16 protein-coding genes and 1 pseudogene are annotated in these 22,181 nt (G+C 72.0%); 10 read left to right on the top strand and 7 right to left on the bottom strand.

Translation table 11 applies throughout. From position 1 onward, the window contains the following. Positions 1–217 precede the first annotated feature (217 nt). Positions 218–1,288: a LacI family DNA-binding transcriptional regulator gene (locus tag GFH48_RS25480; protein WP_153290472.1), complete on the top strand. Its 1,071-nt coding sequence runs from the start codon at positions 218–220 to the stop codon at positions 1,286–1,288. A 439-nt stretch (positions 1,289–1,727) separates the two neighbouring features. Here the strand turns inward: GFH48_RS25480 and GFH48_RS25475 are convergent, their stop codons facing one another. After that, positions 1,728–3,155 carry an alkaline phosphatase family protein gene (locus GFH48_RS25475; protein WP_153290471.1) on the bottom strand — a complete coding sequence of 476 codons (1,428 nt, stop codon included), beginning with the start codon at positions 3,153–3,155 and terminating at the stop codon, positions 1,728–1,730. Between the two features lie 469 nt (positions 3,156–3,624). Between GFH48_RS25475 and GFH48_RS25470 the strand changes: the two genes are divergently transcribed. The 6 genes and pseudogenes from GFH48_RS25470 (at position 3,625) to GFH48_RS25445 (ending at position 9,779) form a co-directional block, all read left to right on the top strand. Beyond that, the gene (locus GFH48_RS25470; RefSeq protein ID WP_153290470.1) at positions 3,625–4,572 is read left to right on the top strand and encodes a bifunctional helix-turn-helix transcriptional regulator/GNAT family N-acetyltransferase; all 948 of its coding nucleotides are present in this window, start codon (positions 3,625–3,627) and stop codon (positions 4,570–4,572) included. Positions 4,573–4,600: 28 nt separating this feature from the next. Beyond that, positions 4,601–5,401: a sugar phosphate isomerase/epimerase family protein gene (locus tag GFH48_RS25465; RefSeq protein ID WP_153290469.1), complete on the top strand. Its 801-nt coding sequence runs from the start codon at positions 4,601–4,603 to the stop codon at positions 5,399–5,401. A 300-nt stretch (positions 5,402–5,701) separates the two neighbouring features. Continuing rightward, positions 5,702–6,637 (top strand): hydroxymethylbilane synthase, encoded by a 936-nt coding sequence (hemC, locus tag GFH48_RS25460; protein ID WP_153290468.1) that lies wholly within the window; start codon positions 5,702–5,704, stop codon positions 6,635–6,637. A 104-nt stretch (positions 6,638–6,741) separates the two neighbouring features. After that, positions 6,742–6,873: pseudogene (locus GFH48_RS25455) on the top strand (LysR family transcriptional regulator); the annotation flags it as partial. 330 nt (positions 6,874–7,203) lie between these two features. Then, positions 7,204–9,036: a glycoside hydrolase family 3 protein gene (locus GFH48_RS25450; protein ID WP_153290467.1), complete on the top strand. Its 1,833-nt coding sequence runs from the start codon at positions 7,204–7,206 to the stop codon at positions 9,034–9,036. A 110-nt stretch (positions 9,037–9,146) separates the two neighbouring features. Continuing rightward, positions 9,147–9,779 carry a hypothetical protein gene (locus GFH48_RS25445; RefSeq protein ID WP_153290466.1) on the top strand — a complete coding sequence of 211 codons (633 nt, stop codon included), beginning with the start codon at positions 9,147–9,149 and terminating at the stop codon, positions 9,777–9,779. A 20-nt stretch (positions 9,780–9,799) separates the two neighbouring features. Here the strand turns inward: GFH48_RS25445 and GFH48_RS25440 are convergent, their stop codons facing one another. Continuing rightward, complete coding sequence (locus GFH48_RS25440; RefSeq protein ID WP_153290465.1) at positions 9,800–11,242, bottom strand: S28 family serine protease; 1,443 nt, start codon at positions 11,240–11,242, stop codon at positions 9,800–9,802. A 141-nt stretch (positions 11,243–11,383) separates the two neighbouring features. Further along, positions 11,384–11,773 (bottom strand): hypothetical protein, encoded by a 390-nt coding sequence (locus GFH48_RS25435; RefSeq protein ID WP_153290464.1) that lies wholly within the window; start codon positions 11,771–11,773, stop codon positions 11,384–11,386. A 178-nt stretch (positions 11,774–11,951) separates the two neighbouring features. Here GFH48_RS25435 and GFH48_RS25430 point away from each other — a divergent pair, with 178 nt between their 5' ends. Then, entirely contained in the window at positions 11,952–12,428 is a 477-nt protein-coding gene (locus GFH48_RS25430; protein ID WP_153290463.1) for a hypothetical protein, read from the top strand. An 11-nt stretch (positions 12,429–12,439) separates the two neighbouring features. Here GFH48_RS25430 and GFH48_RS25425 read toward each other — a convergent pair whose 3' ends face one another. Continuing rightward, the gene (locus GFH48_RS25425) at positions 12,440–16,159 is read right to left on the bottom strand and encodes an ABC transporter ATP-binding protein (protein ID WP_153290462.1); all 3,720 of its coding nucleotides are present in this window, start codon (positions 16,157–16,159) and stop codon (positions 12,440–12,442) included. Positions 16,160–16,510: 351 nt separating this feature from the next. Here GFH48_RS25425 and GFH48_RS25420 point away from each other — a divergent pair, with 351 nt between their 5' ends. Together GFH48_RS25420 and GFH48_RS25415 are read left to right on the top strand one after the other, a co-directional pair. Further along, positions 16,511–17,446 carry a serine hydrolase gene (locus GFH48_RS25420; protein WP_153290461.1) on the top strand — a complete coding sequence of 312 codons (936 nt, stop codon included), beginning with the start codon at positions 16,511–16,513 and terminating at the stop codon, positions 17,444–17,446. 614 nt (positions 17,447–18,060) lie between these two features. Next, the gene (locus GFH48_RS25415; RefSeq protein WP_153290460.1) at positions 18,061–18,867 is read left to right on the top strand and encodes an endonuclease I family protein; all 807 of its coding nucleotides are present in this window, start codon (positions 18,061–18,063) and stop codon (positions 18,865–18,867) included. Between the two features lie 52 nt (positions 18,868–18,919). Here the strand turns inward: GFH48_RS25415 and GFH48_RS25410 are convergent, their stop codons facing one another. The 3 genes from GFH48_RS25410 to speB form a co-directional block, all read right to left on the bottom strand. Then, positions 18,920–19,081, bottom strand: coding sequence for a UTRA domain-containing protein (locus GFH48_RS25410; RefSeq protein ID WP_153290459.1), 162 nt, complete (start codon positions 19,079–19,081; stop codon positions 18,920–18,922). 133 nt (positions 19,082–19,214) lie between these two features. Beyond that, a complete protein-coding gene (locus GFH48_RS25405; RefSeq protein WP_153290458.1) occupies positions 19,215–20,900 on the bottom strand; it encodes a thiamine pyrophosphate-binding protein in 1,686 nt (561 codons plus the stop codon). Further along, the gene (gene speB, locus GFH48_RS25400) at positions 20,897–21,889 is read right to left on the bottom strand and encodes an agmatinase (RefSeq protein WP_153290457.1); all 993 of its coding nucleotides are present in this window, start codon (positions 21,887–21,889) and stop codon (positions 20,897–20,899) included. The genes GFH48_RS25405 and speB overlap by 4 nt, the downstream gene beginning before the upstream one ends. Positions 21,890–22,181: the final 292 nt, after the last annotated feature.

Below are 22,181 nucleotides of genomic sequence, written 5' to 3'. Positions count from 1 at the left end.
CAGCCGATCGGACAAGACCACGCGGGTGACGAGATGTTCGACCGCCCGGACGGCTGGACTTGAGGGCGCGGGCACGATCGGATGGACCCGCACGTGGCGGGCGTACACGAGTGCGTGGGTGTGCGCGACGCACGGCCGTGCGCCTCGGCGCCCCGACTCCCCGCACCCGCCCGTTGCACCACGACGACAACGAGACGCGCGACCGGAGGACGACGAGATGACCGTGACCCTGGCGGACGTGGCGGCGCGTGCACAGGTCTCGCCCGCGACCGTGTCCCGGGTGCTGAACGGGAACTATCCCGTCGCGGCGTCCACGCGCGAACGGGTGCTGCGCGCGGTGGACGAGCTGGACTACGTCCTGAACGGACCCGCGAGTTCGCTGGCCGCCGCCACCTCCGACCTGGTCGGGATCCTGGTCAACGACATCGCCGACCCGTTCTTCGGGATCATGGCAGCGGCGATCCAGTCGGAGATCGAGGGTCCCGGGGGGCGTGCGGGCGGCGAGCGGCTCGGGGTGGTGTGCAACACCGGCGGCATCGCGGAGCGCGAGCTGACGTACCTCACACTGCTCCAGCGTCAGCGCGCCGCCGCAGTCGTGCTGACCGGCGGCGCCGTCGAGGACGCGCCGCACGCGGCGGCGGTCGCGGCGAAGCTGCGCAAGCTCGGGGACGCGGGGACCCAGGTGGTCCTGTGCGGGCGCCCGCCGGCGCCGGAGGCTCCCGGGGCGATCGCGCTCACCTTCGACAACCGGGGTGGCGGCCGGCAGCTCACCGAGCATCTGATCGGGCTCGGGCACCGGCGGATGGGGTACATCGCGGGGCCCGAGGAGCGGACCACGACCCGGCACCGACTCGAAGGCCACCGCGCCGCGCTCGCCGCGCACGGGATCGAGGACGATCCGCGGTGGACCGTGCACGGACGCTACGACCGTCGCTCGGGGTACGAGGCGACGGTGGAACTCCTGCGCAGGGAGCCCGGGCTGACGGCTGTCGTCGCCGCGAACGACACCGTCGCGCTCGGTGCGTGTGCGGCGTTGCGCGACGCGGGGCTGCGGATCCCGGACGAGGTGTCGGTCGCCGGGTTCGACGATCTGCCGTTCAGTGTCGACGCGGTGCCGGCGTTGACGACGGTGCGGTTGCCGTTGTCGGAGGCGGGGGCGCGGGCCGGGCGGGTGGCCATGGGCCGGGAGGAGGCTCCCCCCGGGGGGATCGCCAGGGTGCGGGGGGAGTTGATGGTGCGGGGGTCCACCGGGGCCCCCAGGGGTGAGGGCCCCCGTTCCTCCGCCTGACGCCGCCCACCCCGCTCCTCGCCCCCGCCGCCCCTACCCGACCCATCCCTGAGGGCTCCGCCCCCAGCCCCCCGCCAAGGGGCTCCGCCCCCTGGACCCCCGTCGCCCGAAGGGCTCGTCCTCAAACGCCGGACGGGCTGACCATGTGGGCCCGCGCCAGAGGGTTCCGGACGGACTGACGGTGAGCGCCCCCGCCGAAGCTGCCACCCCCACACCCGTACCCACACCCGTACCGGCGCCCCCACCCGAACCCACACCCTCCCCGAACCCGCGGCCGTGGACGCACCGGAGGGGCCGTGCCGGTGTGTCGCAAGGACGTCGCTGACGTTCGGATCGAGCAGCGGTTCGCACGCCAGACGCACGTCTGATCCAGCGGCGACGTCCTCGACACACCGGCACGGCCCCGCCCCATCACCACCGCCCACCCACCGGCAGCCGCTCAGACGCGCGGCCGACGCCCCTTCTCCTGATGCGGGAAGGACTGATCGGCACCGGGAAGCGTCGGCTTCGGCAGTGTCGCCACCTCCTCCTTCGCCTTCTCCAACTGCTCCGCCGTGTCGTCCGGCAGCCGCGGCGCGCGCGGACGGGAGTGGGAGAAACGGAACGCGGACGTGAGGTCACCGAACGCCGACCGGCGCCAGTCGCTGACGTTGGGCTCCTCGACCCCGGTGAACCGCTCCAGGAACTGCAGCGCCGACGTGTGGTCGAACGCCTCCGTCGCCACCCAGCCTCCCACCGTCCACGGCGAGACGATGATCGCGGGCACCCGGAACCCACCCCCGATCGGCAGCCCCTGCACGAACTCGCCGGCCGTCCCGTCCGCCGGCGTGGGCGGCGGCACATGGTCGAACAGGCCGTCGTTCTCGTCGTAGTTGAGGATGAACGCCGTCTTCCGCCACACCTTCGGGTTCGACGCGATCGCCTCGATCTTCGAGGCGACGAAGTCCGCACCCGCCGCGGGCAGATAGTCCGGATGCTCCGACTGGTAACTGGTCGGCATGATCCACGACACGGCCGGCAGCCGGTCGTTGCGGGCGTCGTCCTCGAACGTCCCTTCCGGCTGCGGCCGCACCCCGCGCTCGTACAGGTCGGATCCCGGCTGCGCGGCCCGGAAGTTCGCGAACTGCTCCAGCATGTTGCAGCCGTAGTCGTCGTCCTGCTGGTACACCTTCCAGCCGACCCCGGCCGCCTGAAGCCGCTCCGCGTACGTCGTCCACCGGTACGGCGTCGGCGCCTTGTTGACGAGGACGGGCCCGCCCTGCGTCCCGCCCGGGTCGATCGTCCCGGTCATCCAGTACAGCCGGTTGGGCCAGGTGGGCCCGAACACCGAGCAGAAATAGTTGTCGCAGATGGTGAACGTCTCGGCGAGCGCGAACTGGAACGGGATGTCCTCGCGCGTGTAGTACCCCATCACATACGGGCCGTTCGCCCCGTCCGCCTTGCGGTGCGCCGGCAGCCACCGGTCCATCCTGCCGCCGTTCCACGCCTCGTGCTGCACCGCCCACGCGTGGCTCGTGGAGGGGATGGCCTGGGCACTGGACGTGTGGGTGTCGAGGTGGAAGGGGAGCAGGTAGCCCTTCGGGTTCACGGCGTCGGGCTGGTAGAACACCGACCGGCCGGTGTCGAGCTCCAGCGCGTGGGGGTCGGCGAAACCCCGGACGCCCGACAACGTGCCGAAGTAGTGGTCGAAGGACCGGTTCTCCTGCATCAGCAGGACGACGTGCTCGATGTCGCGGAGCGAACCGTGCCGGGGCGGTCCGGCCGCGACGGCCTTCTGGACGCTCGGCGGGAGGAGGGAGAGTGCCGCGGCGCCGCCCAGCGCGCCGGCGGCCGAACCCAGGAGTCTACGACGCGTCAACTCGGTCATGGATACCCCTTCTTGAGACTTCGTCAGCTCTCGGGAGTCGAACCGCGGGGGCCCGCCGGGACGGCCCGCCGTTTCACTCTCCTTGGGGCGGAGGAGGGTTGGCAGAGGCGCGCGGTGAACTTGTGGACAACGCGCGGAAAGGGGTTGGCCAAGCCATGACCCGGGTCGCCGGAACGTCGCCCGGCCGTTGCCGGAGATTGGCCGCCTTCACCCGGACTCCACGAACACCGGGCACGTCCGTCCCGTGGACGCCGCCTCGCCCATCCCCGTACGCTCGACCCGTACCGCTGACTGAGTCAACCGTCCACGCCCTTCGCCCGGTACGGCCCGGACCGCTCGCCGCGCACAGCCCGAGCCGCTCCCCCGCACCGCCCGCGCCGCCTCCCGAACCCAGCCCGCCCCGACTCCCCCAGATCCACCCGCACCGATCGCCAGAGCCGACACCAAGAGCCGACATCCGGGGTTGACCATGACCGTCCAGGACATCCGCTCCTTCAACCGCTTCTACACGAACGTCATCGGCGCACTCGACTACGGCCGCCACCTCTACGCCCCGTACACCCTCACCGAGTCACGCGTGCTGTACGAGCTCGCGCACTCCCCGCGCACCGACGCCACCGACCTCCGCGGCGAACTGTCGTTGGACTCCGGATACTTGAGCCGCATCCTGAACAAGTTCGAGCAGCACGGCCTGATCGAGCGGACCCCCTCGGAGCGCGATCCGCGCCGCCGCCGGATCACGCTCACGCGGCAGGGCCGGGAGACCGCGGCCGTCCTGGACGAACGCTCCCGGGAATCCGTCGGCGCCCTGCTCGCGACCGTCCCGGCCGGCGACCGCCCCCGTCTCGCCGAGGCGATGCACACCGTGCGCACACTCCTGTCCCCCCGTCACCCCGCCCCGAGCGCGCGCCGCCACCGCGAGGACGTCGTGCTGCGCGAGCCCGTCCCCGGCGACCTCGGCTGGATCGTGCAGCGCAACGCCGCGCTGTACGCCGCCGAGTACGGCTGGAACACCGACTACGAGGGCCTGGTCGCCCGGATCGTCGCGGACTTCGCCGAGGACCACGATCCGCACCTGGAGCGGGTCTGGATCGCCGAGCTGGCCGGGCGGCCGGTGGGCTGTGTGATGTGCGTGCGGGACGACGCCCCGGGAGCGGCCCGGCTGCGTCTGCTGCTCGTCGAGCCGGACGCCCGCGGCCTGGGCATCGGCGACCGGCTGGTCGAGGCGGTCGTCGGTTTCGCGCGGGACGGCGGCTACCGGGACCTCGTCCTGTGGACCAACGACGTCCTGACCGCGGCCGGCCACGTCTACCGGCGCCACGGCTTCTCCCTGGTCGCCGAGAAACCGCACCGTTCCTTCGGCGCGGATCTCGTCGGCCAGGACTGGCGGCTCGACCTGCACGTCTCCCCCGGATGATCCGGAGTGCCGGGTAGGGTCCCGGACCATGAAGCTGGCCTTCTCCACGCTCGGCGTGCCCGCGCTCCCCGTCCCCGACGTCGTACGACTCGCCGCCACGCACGGCTATCACGGCGTGGAACTCCGCGCGCACCCCGAGGAGCCGGTGCACCCGGGGCTCGGGCCGGCCGAGCGGGCCGAGGTCGTCGCCGCGTTCGAGGCGGGCGGTGTGGAGATCATGGGTCTGGCCGGGTACGCGCGGGTGGCGGCGCCGGGCGACGACGGCCCCGTGGTCGCCGAGATCCGCGAACTCCTGGACCTGGCCCGGGACCTGTCGGCCCCCTTCGTCCGTGTCTTCCCGGGCGCGAGTGCCGAGCAGAGCTCCGAGGAGGCCGACGCGACGGCGGCCCGACGGCTCGGCACGGCCGCGGAGTACGCCGCCGACCTGGGCGTACGCATCCTGCTGGAGACCCACGACTCGCACCGCACCGGCGCGGACGCGACGCGGATCCTGGGCCTGGTCGGCCATCACCACGTGGGCGCGCTGTGGGACGTCATGCACACCTGGCTCGGCGGCGAGGAGCCGCCGTCGACGTACGCGGCCCTGTGCACGTACCTCGGCTATGTACAGGTCAAGGACATCGCGTCCGCCGAGGACACGACCCCGCTCCCGCTGGGCGCGGGCGTTCTGCCGCTCGCGGAGTGTGTGGAGCTGCTCTCCCGGGAGGGCTGGGACGGCTGGCTGTGCTGGGAGTACGAGAAGCGGTGGTACGAGGCCGCCGCGCCGCTTCCGGACCTGCTGAGTCCGGGCCGGGACCACCTCGCGCGTCTGCTGAACGAGTCGGCGTAGCCCCGACCCGCCTCCTCACGGACCCGGCACGCAACCGCCCCACACGGACCGCCACCACGCACCACGCACCGCGCACCACGCCTCGCGCACCACCCACCACTCACCACGCCTCGCGCACCACCCACCCACCACGCATCGCGCACCCGCGTCGCACCATGCCGCCGCACCCGCGTCCCACCCTTGCGCCGCACCCGCCGCCACACCCGTGACCGCGAGCCACCCGCACCGCCTCCCCGCCACCACCTGGGGCGATCGCCCTACCCCCCACCCACCCCCGGCAAACCGGCTATCGTGGTCGGCATGTCGGCCCCGGAACTGATCCGTATCGTCTCCCGCGACTCCCCCATGGCCTTGGCCCAAGTGGAGCGCGTACGCGCCGAGTTGAGCGCGCTGCATCCAGAGATCCGCACCGAGGTCGTCCCGGTGAAGACGACCGGCGACAAGTGGATGGGCGACCTCTCCAAGGTCGAGGGCAAGGGCGCGTTCACCAAGGAGGTCGACGCGGCGCTGCTGGCGGGCGAGGCCGATCTCGCGGTGCACTGCGTGAAGGACATCCCGGCGGACCGTCCGCTGCCCGCGGGAACGATGTTCGCCGCCTTCCTGGCCCGGGACGACATCCGCGACGCGCTGATCCACCCCGCCGGGCTCACCCTGGACGAGCTGCCGCAGGGCGCCCGGATCGGCACCTCCTCCGTACGGCGCGTCGCACAGCTCGCCGCCTCGCACCCGCACCTGGAGTGCGTGCCGTTCCGGGGCAACGCCAACCGCCGGCTGGAGAAGCTGGCGGCGGGTGAGGCGGACGCGCTGCTGCTCGCGGTGTCCGGGCTCGAACGCATCGGCCGTACGGACGTGATCAGCGAGGTCCTGTCGCCCGAGACGATGATGCCGCCGATCGGCGCGGGCATCCTGGCCCTCCAGTGCCGCGAGGGCGACTCGGAGCTGATCGAGACGGTCAGCGACCTCGGCGACCCGGACACGCACCGCGAGGCGACCGCGGAGCGCATGTTCCTGCACGTCCTGCAGGGCCACTGCAACTCGCCGATCGCGGGCTACGCGAAGGTCGACCGCGGTGGCGAACTGAGCCTGCGCGCCTGCGTGTTCACCCCGGACGGCAAGACGGTCCTGAACGCGCACGAGTGGGCGGGCCGGCTGGACGCCGCGACCCTCGGCACGTCGGTCGCCGTCGCCCTGCTGCGCCAGGGAGCCCGCGAGCTGATCGACGGCATCCCGCACTGACCGCGGACTCCGGCTCCGCGTCCGGCGGCGCCCCGGTCCGGTCCCGCGTCGGACCGTCCGCCGGATGGACCACCTCGCGGGCCGAGCGCGAGGGCGCCAGGGAGGTCGAGGCGATGCCCGTACGACGGCTGTACGCGCTGTGGCGCACCGCCGCCGCCCGGCGTCCGGCCATCGCGGAGACGGTCCGCGCCCTCCCGTCCCACTGGCCCTCGGCGTCCCGGCACGACGCCCCGTGAGCAGCGTGTCGACGCCTCACCGGACCCGCCCGGCACTCCCGTAACGACTTCGCCGACCGGCCGGAATCCGGGAACCCGGACCCGTGCCGGCCCGTCCAATCGGCATGCTGCCGCACGAGTCTCGCAGTGCGGTGTCGGCCTCGCCGCTGGCTGCGATCGCTGACCACCCTCTCCGCCGCCTGCGGCCGGCAGCACGCCGTCACCGGCGCGCCCCCCTCCAACTGCGCCGGTGACGGCCCCTGTCCGGCTACTGTGCACACCCTTGACTGGAAGAAACTTCCCGGATATTCGTGGTCCTCGGAAGTTTCCTTCACCAGGGAAGGAGCGCTCGTGCGCGACTCCAGCACGGGAAGCACCGCACAACCGTCCAGACGAACGGTCCTCGCCGCCACCGCCGGAACCACCGCCGCCCTCGCCCTGAGCACGGCCCCCGCGCGGGCCGCCGGTGGCCGGCATGACGAAACGTCACTCCGCGCCCTGATCTCCCGCATGACGCTGGAGGAGAAGGTCGGCCAGCTCTTCGTGATGCGGGTGTACGGCCATTCGGCCACCGCCCCCGACCAGGCCGACATCGACGCCAACCTCGCGGAACTCGGCGTCAGAACGGCCGCCGAACTGATCACCCGCTATCGCGTCGGCGGCATCATCTACTTCACGTGGGCCCACAACACCCGCGACCCGCACCAGATCGCGGCGCTGTCCAACGGCATCCAGCGGGTCTCCCTGGCCCAGCCGCGCGGCCTTCCCGTGCTGATCTCCACCGACCAGGAGCACGGCATAGTGGCCCGGGTCGGCAAACCCGCGACGCTCTTCCCGGGCGCGATGGCGCTGGGCGCGGGCCGCTCGCGGGAGGACGCCCGCACCGTGGGGCGGCTCAGCGGGACCGAACTGCGCGCGCTCGGCATCCGGCAGGACTACTCCCCGGTCGCCGACGTGAACGTCAACCCGGCCAACCCGGTCATCGGCGTACGCTCCTTCGGCGCCGACCCGGAAGCGGTGGCCGGGCTGGTGACGGCCGAGGTGCGGGGATACCGCGGCGCGGGCGTGGCGGCCACGTCCAAGCACTTCCCGGGGCACGGTGACACCGCCGTGGACAGTCACTTCGGCTTCCCGGTCATCACGCACAGCCGTGAGCTGTGGTCGGACCTCGACGCCGTGCCCTTCCGCGCCGCGATCCGGGCCGGCATCGACTCGATCATGACCGCCCACATCATGGTCCCGGCGCTCGACCCGGCCGGCGATCCGGCCACGCTCTCCCGCCCGATCCTCACCGGCATCCTGCGGGAGGAACTCGGCTACGACGGCGTCGTGGTGACGGACTCGCTCGGCATGGAGGGCGTGCGCACGAAGTACGGCGACGACCGCGTCCCCGTGCTGGCCCTGAAGGCCGGTGTCGACCAGCTCCTCAACCCGCCGTCCATCGACGTCGCCTGGCACGCCGTGCTCGACGCGGTGCGCGGCGGCGAGCTGACCGAGGCCCGCCTCGACGAGTCGATCCTGCGCGTCCTGCGCCTCAAGGCGGGGCTCGGGCTGCTGGAGGACCCGTACGTCAGCGACGCCGGGGTCGACCGCGCCGTCGGTACCCCGGCCCACCTCAGGGCGGCCGACCGGATCGCCGAACGCACGACGACCCTGCTCGTCAACCAGCGGAGCCTGCTGCCGCTCTCCCGCCGTACGCACAAGAACGTGCTCGTCGTGGGCGCCGACCCCGCCTCGCCCTCCGGCACCGACGGTCCGCCCACCACCGTCCTCGCGACCGCCCTGACCGCGCTGGGCTTCACGGCGACGGCGCTGTCCACGGGGACGACACCCACCGCCGCGGTCATCGACACGGCGGCCGCGGCCGCCGCCGGAGCGGACGCCGTGATCGTCGGAACGTACAACGTCACGGCGGCCAGCTCCCAGCGGACACTCGTCGACCGGCTGGCCGCCACCGGGGTCCCGGTCGTCGTCATCGCCCTCCGTAATCCGTACGACGTGGCCCAGCTGCCTTCCGCCGGCGCCCACTTGGCGGCGTACTCCTGGACGGACGTCGAACTGCGGGCCGCGGCACGGGTGATCGCCGGCCGGGCGAAGCCGCGGGGCAGGCTTCCGGTCGCGGTGCAGCGGGCGGACGACCCTGCTCAGGTGCTGTATCCGATCGGCTACGGAATGACGTACTAGCCCTACGCCGCGCACCGCGCGCACCACCCCCAAAGGACGCAAAGCGCCCTGGATGTCCAGCGTGACCCGCCGCGGCGGGTCACGCTGGACAGGGGTATCGGGGGGAAGACATGCGAGCCAGCTCGGTGGGTCGGCGTGGCGTCGGTCCGGTGTGCGCGCTGCTGCTGGCGACGGCCGTGCTCGCCGGCTGCGGCCACCGGTCGGACTCCGAGGACACCGGGCCCCACGCGGTGGCGACTTCGGCCGGACCCTCCGGCTACGGCGCGGTGTTCCTCGCGGTCGACGAGTGCAGTTCCTTCGGGACCACCAGCTTCACCGAGGTGCCCTGCACCAGCGAACGGGCCGCCGCGCGCGTGGTCGCCCGCCACGACGGCGGGGTCGCCGCCGGCCCGCTGTGCCCGCAGACCACGGACTTCGTCCTGCACATCGGCGCGACCCGGGCCGCCTCGGGCGGGAACGGCGACGGCGCGGTCCCCCAGGGGTACGCCTGCATGCGCAAGCTGGAGGCCCCGCACCCCGGTGACCCGGGCGGCGGCGGAGGTCCCCGCACGATCGTCGGCGACTGCGTCTACAGCACGGGCGACGGCCAGGTCCGCGAGACCGCCTGCGACGGCAAGGGCGGCAGGCCCCCGGAGTACCGGGTGACCTCGGCGGTCGCCGACCGCTCCGCATGTCCGTCCGCCACGGCCCTCTACGTCCAGCTGGGCGGCGACCGGCCGGTGGGCTGCGCCCGCCCGGTGTGACGGGCGGGCGCAGCCGCGTCTCACGGGCGCAGCGCGGGCTCGCGCTCGATGTCGCGCCGGTCGAGCCTCGCGTCGAAGCCGGCCAGCGGCCGGGCCGCCGACGGGTCGGCCTGGACGGCGGAGGAGGCGACGCCGGCCCATTGCAGGATGCGGGCCGTCGCGAGGGCCTTCTCGTCGGGGACGAGACCGGCGACGTTGGCACCGTGGTTGAGGCCGGGCGCCGTGAAGACGTACGCGTCACGGGCGCCCTTGCCGAGGCGGAAGCGCTCCGCGCCCCACGGGTCGTTCTGGCCGTAGACGTACAGCATGTGGTGGGCGTGGTGCGCGACCCAGGTGTCCACGTCCCGCATCGCCGACCGCTGGAACGTCATCGGGATGGAGCGCGGCACGAAGTTCCGCGGCGGCTGGTAGCCGTAGCGGATCAGCTTCTTCTCGATGTACGGGAAGTGGATCGTGGGCGCGCCGAGCTGCGTGCCCGCCTGGTAGCAGTAGGGCGTGTACGTCTCCAGGCCCTGGTCGGCGTAGGCCGAGAAGCCGGAGATGGTGTCGACGGAGTCCCAGATCGCGTCGTCCGTGGCGTGCGGCGCGTCGGCCGGGATGGTCGCACAGTCCGCGAGCAGGCTGTACTGCCAAAAACCCCACACGTAGTCGAGGACGACGGCCTCGTACGCCTTGTCCAGGCTGCCGATCGTGGTGAAGGTGTAGCCGTTGTCGGCGGCGTACTGGGCGTACTTCCTCTCCAGCGGCTCCCGGCGCTCCAGCGCCTCGCGCTGCACCGCGTTCAGCCGGTCGCGGCACTCCTTGGTGCCGACGTTCCTGAAGAAGCGGTCGTACGCCGAGTCCTCGTCGTTCACCACGTCGTTGGGGGCGACGTAGGCGACGACGCCGTCCATGTCGCGCGGGTAGAAGCGCTCGTAGTACGTGGCGGTCATCCCGCCCTTGGAGCCGCCCGTCGAGATCCACTTCCGCGTGTAGACCGGCTTGAGCGCCTCGAAGATGCGGTGCTGGTCACTGGCGGCCTGCCAGATGTCGAGCTTGGACCAGTCGGCCGGCGCGGGGCGGGACGGGGTGAAGAAGCGGTACTCCATCGAGACCTGGTTGCCGTCCACGATCTGGGTCGGCTCGCGGCGGCTCGGGGTCGTGGAGACGTTGTAGCCGCCGGTGTAGAAGACCGTCGGGCGCGCGGTGTCCTTGTGCAGCACCGTGATGCGCTGCTGGAACGTCCCTCTGGACGGGTGCCGGTGGTCGATCGGCTGGGTGTAGGCGAGGACGAAGAAGCGGTATCCGGTGTACGGCTTCTCCTCGATCAGGCTCATGCCCGGTATCGCGAGGAGACGGTCCTTGATGTCCCCGGTGGTCGTGCCGGTGGTGGCCTCCGGCTGGGCGGCGGTGGCCGCCCCGGCCGTGCTCAGTGTGCCTATGAGCACCGTGAGCGCCAGCAGCCATCTGAGCGCCTTGCGCATGCACCCTCCCCTGGAGTTACACAGATGTCCGCCGGAACCTAGCGGAGCAACTGACGTGACACCAGAGGGACTTGAGGGAAACCTGTGACTTTGCTGTGATTCAGCCGGGAATCGCCGGCACTCCGGCCGGGAACGCCCGGATCAGCACAGGATCCAGCCCGAGCTCACGGAACCCGAGCCGACCGAGCCCCTGATACGGACGCAGCGGTGGCCCGCGTGGACCGTGACCGGGCCCGCGTGGTGGACGAAGCGGCCCGCGTCGACCACCGGACGGTTGCCGCGCGCCTGCACGCTGACCGACATCGGCCGTTTCCGCGACTGCTGTTTCTTGGGGACCGTCATGGCACAGACGTAGCCGCCGCTCCGGTAGAGCTGCACGGAGCCGGTCGCGAAGGGGACCGTGCGCACCTTGTGTCCGGAGCAGTAGGAGGCGGCCTGCGCGCTCCCCGGGCACGCCACCGCGAGCAGCCCGGAGGCGGTCAGCACAGCCAGACCGAGCGCCACGCGCCGGCGGATCGCACCACTGTCCACAATCGCCCCTCCCCGACCATTGAACGTACTGGTGTACGGACGCAGAACATACGTCTGATGGTTGCGCGGGCCCAGCCGCCCGCCCCTCGTGACCCAGATGGGTTTTTTTCCGCTTTCGGGGCAACCGCGCCGCTTTTCCCGGTGTCCAACCGGTCAGAAAAGCGAAAGGTGGTACCCGATGTCCCGTACGTCCCGTTCCCGCGCCGTCGTCGGCGCGTTCGCCGGCGCCGCGGTCCTCGCCGCGGCCGGTGCCTCCATGCCCGCGTTCGCCGGTTCCCCCGCTCCTCCGCCCGCACGCGCCGGCGCCAACGGCCCCGCGTACGACCGGGTGGCCGACTTCTACGGCGCCTACATCGACGCCGTGACCGACCAGGGCACCGGCCGTCTCGGGCCGCAGCTGCGCGCGTTCTACCTGACCTCGGGCCTGCGCACCCGGCTGGCCGGGTGGGAGGGCCGTGAGCACGCCGACGGCGTCCTGCGCGCCCAGGACGTGCCGCGCGCCTGGAAGGTGACGGCGGGCGACAGCGGCGCGGGCCACACCTGGTCGACCGTCCGTCTGACCTGGGGCTCCGCCCAGCACCCGACGTACACCTATCTGACCGTCCAGTCGGATCTGTCGACGAAGAAGATCTCCGACATCAGGCAGAAGGGCTGAGCGGGCGGGCGTCAGGCGGTCGAGCCGACCGGCTCCTCCGGTTCCGACGCCCCCACGAAGGTCCGCCACAGCTCGGCGTACCGGCCGTCGAGGAGGAGCAGTTCGTCGTGCGTGCCGTCCTCCGCGACCCGGCCGTGGTCCATGACCACGACCCGGTCCGCGCGGGCGGCCGTCGTCAGCCGGTGGGCGACGACCAGGGTCGTACGGCGGCCCGCGAGCCGGTCGGTGGCCTGGTTGACCAGGCTCTCCGTGGCGAGGTCGAGCGCGGCGGTGGCCTCGTCGAGGAGCAGGACGTCCGGGTCGACGAGTTCGGCGCGGGCCAGCGCGATCAGCTGGCGCTGGCCCGCGGAGAGGTTGCGGCCCCGCTCGGCGACCTCGTGGAGGTAACCGCCATCCAGCGTGGCGATCATGTCGTGCGCGCCGACCGCGCGGGCGGCGGCCTCCACCTGGGCGTCGGTCGCGCCGGGCCGGCCGTAGGCGATGGCGTCACGGACCGTGCCCTGGAAGAGGTACGCCTCCTGCGGGACCACTCCGAGCCGGTGACGGTACGAGGTGATGTCGAGGGCGCGCAGGTCGGTGCCGTCGACGGTGACCCGCCCGTCCGTCGGATCGTAGAAGCGGGCGACCAGCTTCACCAGCGTCGACTTGCCGGCACCGGTCTCACCGACGAAGGCGACCGTCTGCCCGGCCGGGATGTTCAGGGAGACACCGCTGAGGGCCTCCTCGTCGTCCCCGTACGCGAAGCCGACGTCCTCGAAGGCGATGTCGCCGCGCAGGGAGAGCACCTCCAGCGGCTCGGCGGCGGCCCGCGTCGACGTCGGTTCCTGGAGCAGCTCCTGGATGCGGCCCAGCGACACCGTCGCCTGCTGGTAGCCGTCGAAGACCTGGGAGAGCTGCTGCACGGGCGCGAAGAACAGATCGATGTAGAGGAGGTAGGCGACCAGCGCGCCGGTCGTCAGTGTCCCGGCGTCGACCCGGTGCGCGCCCACCATCAGCACCGCGGCCGCCGCGACAGACGACAGCAGCTGCACGAAGGGGAAGTAGACGGAGATCAGCCACTGTCCGCGGATGCGCGCCGCGCGGTAGCCGGCGCTGCCCTCCGCGAACCGCCGGCTGCCCGAGCGCTCGCGCCGGAAGGCCTGGAGGATCAGCAGCCCCGAGACCGACTCCTGGAGGTCGGCGTTGACCGCCGAGACGCGCTCGCGGGCGAGTTCGTACGCCTTGACGCTCGCCCGGCGGAAGAAGAACGTGCCGACGACCAGCGGCGGCAGTGTCACGAACACGACCAGCGCGAGCTGGACGTCGATCACCAGCAGCGCGCCCATGATGCCGAAGAAGGTGACGACGGAGACGAACGCGGTGACCAGGCCGGTCTGCAGGAAGGTGGACAGGGCGTCGACGTCGGTCGTCATCCGGGTCATGATCCGCCCGGTCAGCTCCCGCTCGTAGTAGTCGAGTCCGAGGCGCTGGAGCTGCGCGAAGATCTTCAGGCGGAGCGAGTACAGGACCCGCTCGCCGGTCCGTCCCGTCATCCGGGTCTCGCCGATCTGCGCGGACCACTGGACGAGCACGCTGACCAGCGCCAGGGCCGCCGCGACCCAGACCGCGCCGAGGGCCATCCTGGAGACGCCCTGGTCGATGCCGTGCCGGATCAGCACGGGCAGCAGCAGGCTCATACCGGCGTCGACGGCGACCAGGCCGAGACTCACCAGGAGCGGGAGTCCGAAGCCGCGCAGCAGCCGGCGCAGTCCGTACGACTCCTCGGGCGTGACCGCTCGTGCCTCGTCGATGGCCGGGGTGTCGGTGGCCGGGGGCAGCGCCTCGACCTGGGCGAGGAGTTCGGGCGTGGCCGGCATGCCCGCCAGCGCGTTGTCCCGGGGTTCGCGGTCGCCGGTCCACAGACGCGGGGTGACACCGCGCTCGGCGTCGAACTCTGCGTCCAGCTCCGCCCGTACGGAGGTGTCCTCCGCCGCGGCCGCGGGCCGGGCGTGTCCCGGGGAGACCCCGCCCAGCTCGTCCGGGTCGGTGAGCAGCCGCCGGTACAGCGCGGAGCGGTCCTGAAGCTCCTCGTGGGTGCCGATGTCGGCGAGCCTGCCGCCGTCGAGCACGGCGATGCGGTCGGCGAGGTTGAGGGTGGAGCGGCGGTGCGCGATCAGCAGGGTCGTACGGCCCTCCATGACCTGTTTCAGCGCCTCGTGGATCTCGTGCTCGACGCGGGCGTCCACGGCGGAGGTGGCGTCGTCGAGCACGAGCAGGCGCGGGTCGGTGAGGATGGCGCGGGCGAGGGCGACACGCTGGCGCTGGCCGCCGGAGAGGGTGAGACCGTGCTCGCCGACCTTGGTGTCGTAGCCGTTGGGCAGTTCGCTGACGAAGCGGTCGGCCTGGGCGGCCCGGGCGGCCCGCTCGATCTCCTCCTGGGTGGCGTCGGGCCGGCCGTAGGCGATGTTGGCGCGGATGGTGTCGGAGAAGAGGAAGGAGTCCTCGGGGACCAGTCCGATCGCGGCGCGCAGCGACTCCTGCGTGAGCTCGCGGACGTCGTGGCCACCGACGAGGACGGCGCCGTGCGTGACGTCGTAGAAGCGGGGCATCAGCAGCGACACCGTCGACTTGCCGGACCCCGAGGAGCCGACGACGGCGAGGGTCTCGCCGGGCCGGATCTCGAAGCTGAGGCCGTTCAGCACCGGCCGGCCGTCTTCGTAGGCGAAGGACACGTCGTCGAACTCGACGGTCGCGGGCGCGTCGGCCGGGAGGGTCTTGGTGCCGTCCTGGATGGCCGGTTCGGTGTCGATCAGTTCGAGCACGCGTTCGGCACCGGCGCGGGCCTGCTGCCCGACGGTGAGGACCACCGCGAGCATCCGCACGGGCCCGACGAGCTGGGAGAGGTATGAGGAGAACGCCACGAACGTACCGAGCGTGATCTGTCCCCGTACGGCGAGCCAGCCGCCCAGCGCGAGCATCGCGACCTGACCGAGGGCGGGCACGGCCTGGAGGGCCGGGGTGTATCTGGCGTTGAACCGGATGGTCCGCATCCGTCCGGCGAAGAGCCGCCGGCCGACCTCCCGGAGCTTCCCGGTCTCCTGCTCCTCCTGTCCGAAGCCCTTGACCACGCGCACGCCGCTGACGGCGCCGTCGACGACGCCCGCCACGGCGGCGGCCTGGGCCTGCGCGTACCAGGTGGCGGGGTGCAGCCTGGAGCGGCTGCGCCTGGCGACGAACCACAGGGCGGGGGCGACGGCCAGCGCGACCAGGGTGAGCGGCAGGGAGAGCCAGGCCATGATCCCGAGCGAGATCAGGAAGAGGAGCAGGTTCCCGATGGTCATCGGGAGCATGAAGAGCAGGCCCTGGATCAGCTGGAGGTCGCTGGTGGCGCGGCCGACGACCTGTCCGGTGGACAGCTCGTCCTGCCGGCGTCCGTCGAGCCGGGTGATCGTGTCGTACATCTCGGTCCGCAGGTCGTGCTGGACGTCGAGGGCGAGACGTCCGCCGTAGTAGCGGCGGATGTAGGTGAGGACGTAGACGACGACGGCCGCCGCTATCAGCGCGCCCGCCCAGGGGGCCATGGAGCGGGTGTGGTTCCCGACGACGTCGTCGATGATCACCTTCGTGATCAGCGGGACCACCGCCAGCACGGCCATGCCGCCGAGCGCGGACCCGAGCGCGAGCAGCACGTCCTTCGGGTACCGCCACGCGTACCCGGCGAGTCGCCGTGCCCATCCCCGCTGACCTGCCACGCCGGTGCCTTCCGTAGATCTCACTCCGCCGGAAGAGACCAACGCCGAACGGAGCGGATTTCATCCCTCCGCAACAATCATCCCCTCATCCGTCCCCTCACCGCCCGTGGCGGTGAGCCACGCGGGAGGTACCGGCGGGAGGTACCGGCGGGGGGCCGTGCGCCGTCCCGGCGGGAGGTACCGGCCGGGGGCCGTGCGCCGTCCCGGCAGGAGTCGCCCCGTCCCGGCAGGAGTCGCCCTCGCACTCACGTCACACGAACACACGTACAACTTTCGGTCCTACCCGCGGGTCATGACAGTCGGGTGCGCCGCAGGCGCGCACGTACTGGTCGAAGGAGATGGGGAACCTCCATGACTCACCGGATATCCCGGCGTGCCCGGATGCTCGCAGCGAGCCTCGGCGCCGGGGTCATCGTGCCGTTCGCGGCGGCCGCGACACCGGCGTCCGCCGCCGCGGCGCCGCAGGTCAGCTGTACGTCCGCGAAGGCGGGTCTGGCCGCCAAGCTGCAGACCGACATCACCGCGGCCCTGAGAAACCGTGCCGGCACCGTCGCCGTCGGACTGTACGACCGGACGACGAAGACCACCTGCACCCTGCGCGCCACCTCCGCCTACGACTCCGCCAGCGTGGTCAAGGTCACCGTGCTGGCCACGCTGCTGTGGGACGCGAAGAAGCACAACCGGTATCTGACCGCCCGTGAGCAGACGCTCACCACGGCCATGATCACCAAGTCGGACAACGCCGCGACCACCACGCTGTGGAATCAGCTCGGCATGACCAAGGTGAAAGGTTTCCTCGCCGCCGCCGGGATGACCGAGACCAAGCCGGGCACGAACGGCTACTGGGGTCTCACCCAGATCACCGTGCGCGACGAGCAGAAACTGCTCGGGCTGCTCACCGCCAAGAACTCCGTGCTGAGCGACAACTCCCGCGCCTACGAACTGAAGCTCATGGGCAAGGTCATCTCCTCGCAGCGCTGGGGCACCCCGGCCGGAGCGCCCTCCTCGGTCGCCGTGCACGTCAAGAACGGCTGGCTGTCGCGTTCCACGCACGGCTGGCGCGTCCACAGCGTCGGCACCTTCAACGGCGCCGGTCACGACTACATGATCACCGTGCTCACCCATGGGAACAGCACCATGAGCTACGGCGTCAGCACGATCCAGGGTGTGGCCAAGGCGATTCACAAGGACCTCGTGCCGGCCACCTCCAGGAGCGGCGCGAGCATGCTGCGGTACGTGCCCACCGACACCCCGCAGGAGGCCTCGGTGCCCACGCCCACGAGCTGACGGAACGGCCGGACTCCACTGTTCCACGGCGAGTCCGCTCCCGGGCGACCATGCATCCCATGCGTCCCATGCGCCCGATGCGTCTCATAACGTCCGACGCGTCCGACTGTGACCGCGACCGCCTGAGATCCTCGCCCACCACCGTCACCACCGGGCCGGCCCGGGTCCTCGCCACGGCGGTGAAGGGGAGCGCCTACGGCAAGACCAGCGACTCGGAGGCGTTCGGCTCCGGGTTCAGGATCGGGCTCGGGCTCGGGCTCGGGCTCGGGCTCGACCGCCGACTCCGTTTCGGGGTACGGCCGTTCGGCCCGTTCCGCGCCGACGCTCCACCGCCCGGATCCGCCGGACGCCGGCTGACCGGACACCGACTTCGGCTCCGCCTCCGTCTCCGTCTCCGTCTCCGCCTCCGTCTCCGTCTCCGGCGACCGGCCTGCCGGACGACCCCCGTCCACGCTCCGGCCAGGGGCCGTCCGGTGTCCCATCTCCCCCTCACGACAGGCCTGTTGCCGGATTCCGACACGCAACCGACACGTCCTGTCCATTCCCAGGAGCGCATGTCCATGTCACGCTCCCGATTGCCCCGCAATCGACACGCGTAGAACGGACTCCCCACGATGCCCGCGACAACGCACGTACGGCGCTGGAAGACGCTGGCGCTGACCACCTCCGCCGTGCTGGTAGGCCTCACCCTGCCGGCCGTCACCGCGACCCCCGCGAGTGCCACCACGACCTCGTACGACAGCACGTACTACAAGAACGCGGTCGGCAAGACCGGCGCGAGCCTGAAGTCCTCGCTGCACACCATCATCAGCAGCCAGAGCAAGATCTCGTACGCCGCGGTCTGGAACGCGCTGAAGGTCACCGACCAGGACCCGAACAACAGCAACAACGTGATCCTGCTGTACAGCGGCGTCTCCCGCAGCAAGTCCCTCAACGGCGGCGACGTCGGCGACTGGAACCGTGAGCACACCTGGGCCAAGTCGCACGGCGACTTCGGCGAGGTGACCGGCCCCGGCACCGACCTGCACCACCTGCGTCCCGCCGACGTCCAGGTCAACGGCGTCCGCGGCAACCTCGACTTCGACAACGGCGGCGGCGCGGTGACGAACGGCGGCGGCAGCCGCGTGGACTCCGACTCCTTCGAGCCGCGCGACGCGGACAAGGGCGACGTGGCCCGCATGATCCTCTACATGGCCGTGCGCTACGACGGCGGCGACGGGTTCGCCGACCTGGAGCCGGACGAGAAGGTCAACAACGGCAGCGCCCCGTACATCGGCAAGCTGTCCGTGCTGAAGCAGTGGAACGAGCAGGACCCGCCGAGCGCCTTCGAGGAGAAGCGCAACCAGGTCATCTACGACACCTACCAGCACAACCGCAACCCGTTCATCGACCACCCGGAGTGGGTCGAAGCGATCTGGTAGGAGCGGAGAACGGCGAGCCGGGCGGATGCGGCCGGCTCGCCGCCGCCCGGCCTCAGGCGCCGAACCCGTACTCCAGGACATGGGCGGCGGAGTCAAGCACCATGTCGTTCACCTCCACGGCGACCCCACCGGCGTCGTAGGCGGTCCGGGCAACCAGCACCACCGGCACACCCGAGGGCAACGCGAGCCGCCCGGCCTCGTCCACGCTGGGCATACGGGAGCGGACGCCCTCCCGAAACCGGACCGGCTCACGCTCCAGACTCCGCGAGCCTGGCGTAGACACCGTTCCCTTACCTCTCTAGAGATGCAAGTTCGCGGAAGTCGTCCTCACTCGGTGAGTCGGCGGCTCAGCCCAGGTGCGTGGGCGCGAACATCCGCAGGACCGCCGGGAGCAGCACCACCGACGGTCCGGGGGTCGCCAGCGCCTTCGACAGGTCCGCTTCGAGTGTCCCGGGGCTCGTGCGGATCCCCGGGACACCGAAGGACTCGGCGAGCGCCACGTAGTCCGGGCGCGCCAGCTCCGTCGCCGTGGCCTGGCCGAAGGTGTCCGTCATGTACTCGCGCAGGATGCCGTAGCCGCCGTCGTCGACGATGAGCCAGGTGACGTCGAGGCCGTACTGCTTCGCCGTGGCCAGCTCGGCGATCGAGTACAGCGCTCCGCCGTCGCCGGAGACCGCGAGGACCGGGCGGGTGGGGTCGGCGGCCGCCGCTCCGAGGGCCGCCGGGAAGCCGTAGCCGAGACCGCCGGCGCCCTGGGCCGAGTGCATGGCGTTGGGCCGGCGGGGGTCGAAGGCGGACCATGCCCAGTAGGCCAGGATGGTCATGTCCCAGAAGGACGGGGAGCCGTCCGGCAGGGCGCGACGCACGGACGCCAGCACGTCCTGTTCCAGGGTGAGTTCCTGCGCGGCGATGCGCTCGCCGACCCGGGCGAGCAACGTGCGTACGCGCTCGGGCGCCGTCGGGTCGGGGCGTTCCCCGACCGTCTCCAACAGCGCGGAGAGCGCGAGCCTGGCGTCGGCGTGGATGCCGAGTGCCGGATGGTTGGACTCCAGTTTGCCGAGGTCGGCCTCGATCTGGACGACCCGGCCGCGGGGCTTGAACGTGTGGTAGTTCGAGGAGAGTTCACCGAGGCCGGAGCCGATCACCAGCAGGACGTCCGCGTCCTCCAGGAGATCGGTGGTGTGCCGGTCCTCCAGCCAGGACTGGAGGGACAACGGGTGGTTCCAGGGGAACGCGCCCTTGCCGCCGAAGGTGGTGACGACGGGGGCGTTCAGCCGCTCGGCGAGCCGCAGCAGCTTGCCGGAGGCGTCCGCCCGGACGACACCGCCGCCCGCGATGATCGCGGGGCGGGCGGCCGTGGACAGCAAGTGGGCCGCGACCGCGGTCAGTTCGGGGCGCGGGACCACTTCCTCGGGGGTCGCGTCCATCGCGGTCACGACCGGCAGGTGCGTCGGGGCGAGCAGGACGTCCTGCGGGATCTCCACCCAGACCGGGCCGTGCGGGGCCGTCAGCGCCGACTCCCAGGCCGCAGCGAGCGCCGACGGGATCTGGGACTGCGCGCGGACGGTGTGCACGGACTTCACGACACCCCTGAACGAGGCCTGCTGGTCCGGGAGTTCGTGCAGATAGCCGTGGCGTCCGCCGCCCAGTCCGGCGGTCGGGATCTGGCTGCTGATCGCGAGGACGGGGGCCGAGGCGGCGACCGCCTCCTGGAGCGCGGCGAGCGAGGTCAGCGCCCCCGGGCCGGTGGAGAGCAGCAGCGGCGCGGCCTCCCCCGTGATCCGGCCGTACGCGTCCGCCGCGAACCCGGCGTTGTTCTCGACGCGCAGCCCCACGTACTGGAGCGACGAGCGGCGCAGCGCGTCGAACATGCCCAGCGCGTGCTGGCCGGGCAGCCCGAAGACGGTGGTCGCGCCGAGACCGGAGAGGGTCTCCACGACCAGGTCCCCGCCGTTGCGGCCGGGGGGCGGGTTGAGCGCGGCCTCCGTCTGTGCCGCCGACGGACGGAGCACCAGGTCGTGGTCGTGGGTCACTTCGCTGCCTTCTCCTGCGCGATCTGACGGGACATGATCGTGGTCAGTTCGTACGCCGTGTGGGACGCGGCGACGGCGGTGATCTCGGCGTGGTCGTAGGCGGGCGCGACCTCGACCACGTCCGCGGAGACCAGGTTGCAGGAGGACAGGCCGCGCAGGATCTCCAGGAGCTCGCGCGAGGTCATGCCGCCCGCCTCCGGGGTCCCGGTGCCGGGGGCGTGCGCCGGGTCGAGGCAGTCGATGTCGATGGAGATGTAGAGCGGGCGGTCGCCGATGCGCTGGCGCAGCTGGTCGGCGACCTCGTCGGCGCCGCGGCGGTAGATGTCCGCCGAGGTGACGATGCCGAAGCCCATCTTCTCGTCGTCGGTGAGGTCCTGCTTGCCGTACAGCGGGCCGCGGGTTCCGACGTGGGAGAGGGCGGAGGTGTCGAGGATGCCCTCCTCGACGGCGCGGCGGAACGGGGTGCCGTGGGTGTACTCGGCGCCGAAGTAGGTGTCCCAGGTGTCGAGGTGCGCGTCGAAGTGGAGCAGGGCGACCGGGCCGTGCTTCTTCGCGACGGCGCGCAGCAGGGGCAGCGCGATGGTGTGGTCGCCGCCGAGGGTCATCAGCCGGGCGCCCGTGCCGAGGAGTTCGTCGGCCGCCGCCTCGACCGTCTCCACGGCCTCGTTGATGTTGAACGGGTTCGCCGCGATGTCACCGGCGTCGGCGACCTGGGCGAGGGCGAAGGGGGAGGCGTCCTGCGCCGGGTTGTACGGGCGCAGCAGGCGGGAGGCCTCGCGGATCGCGTTGCCGCCGAAGCGGGCGCCGGGCCGGTAGGAGACGCCGGAGTCGAACGGCACGCCGACGACGGCGACGTCGGCGGTGCCGACCTCGTCGAGGCGGGGCAGCCGGGCGAAGGTCGCGGGGCCGGCGTACCGCGGGACGCGGGACGAGTCGACGGGGCCGCGTGGCTGGCTGCCGCCTGCTGCCGGGTTCTCGGTGCTGCTCATCGTCGGACTCCTCCAGGTGATACCGGTGATGCGTGGTGGTACGGGTGGTACGTCTTCCAGTGTCGCGGACTCCGGCCACCGGAGTCCCCCCGGCCCGGCCGCCCCACGGCGGCCGACCCAAGTCTCTACACCCCCCTGAGCCCCACCGGGGCTCCGTCCCGCCCCCCGGAAGGCACGGCCCCCTGTCAGGGACTCGCCCCCGGAAGGCGCGACACACCCCTCAGGGACTCGCCCCCGGGGAGCGCAGCGCCCCGTCAGGGGCGCGGGGAACCGCGCGACCAGCCACGGACGG

Source organism: Streptomyces fagopyri (assembly GCF_009498275.1).
In the GTDB taxonomy this organism is placed as follows: Bacteria; Actinomycetota; Actinomycetes; order Streptomycetales; family Streptomycetaceae; genus Streptomyces; species Streptomyces fagopyri.
This window is presented reverse-complemented; position numbering and strand designations above follow the sequence as displayed.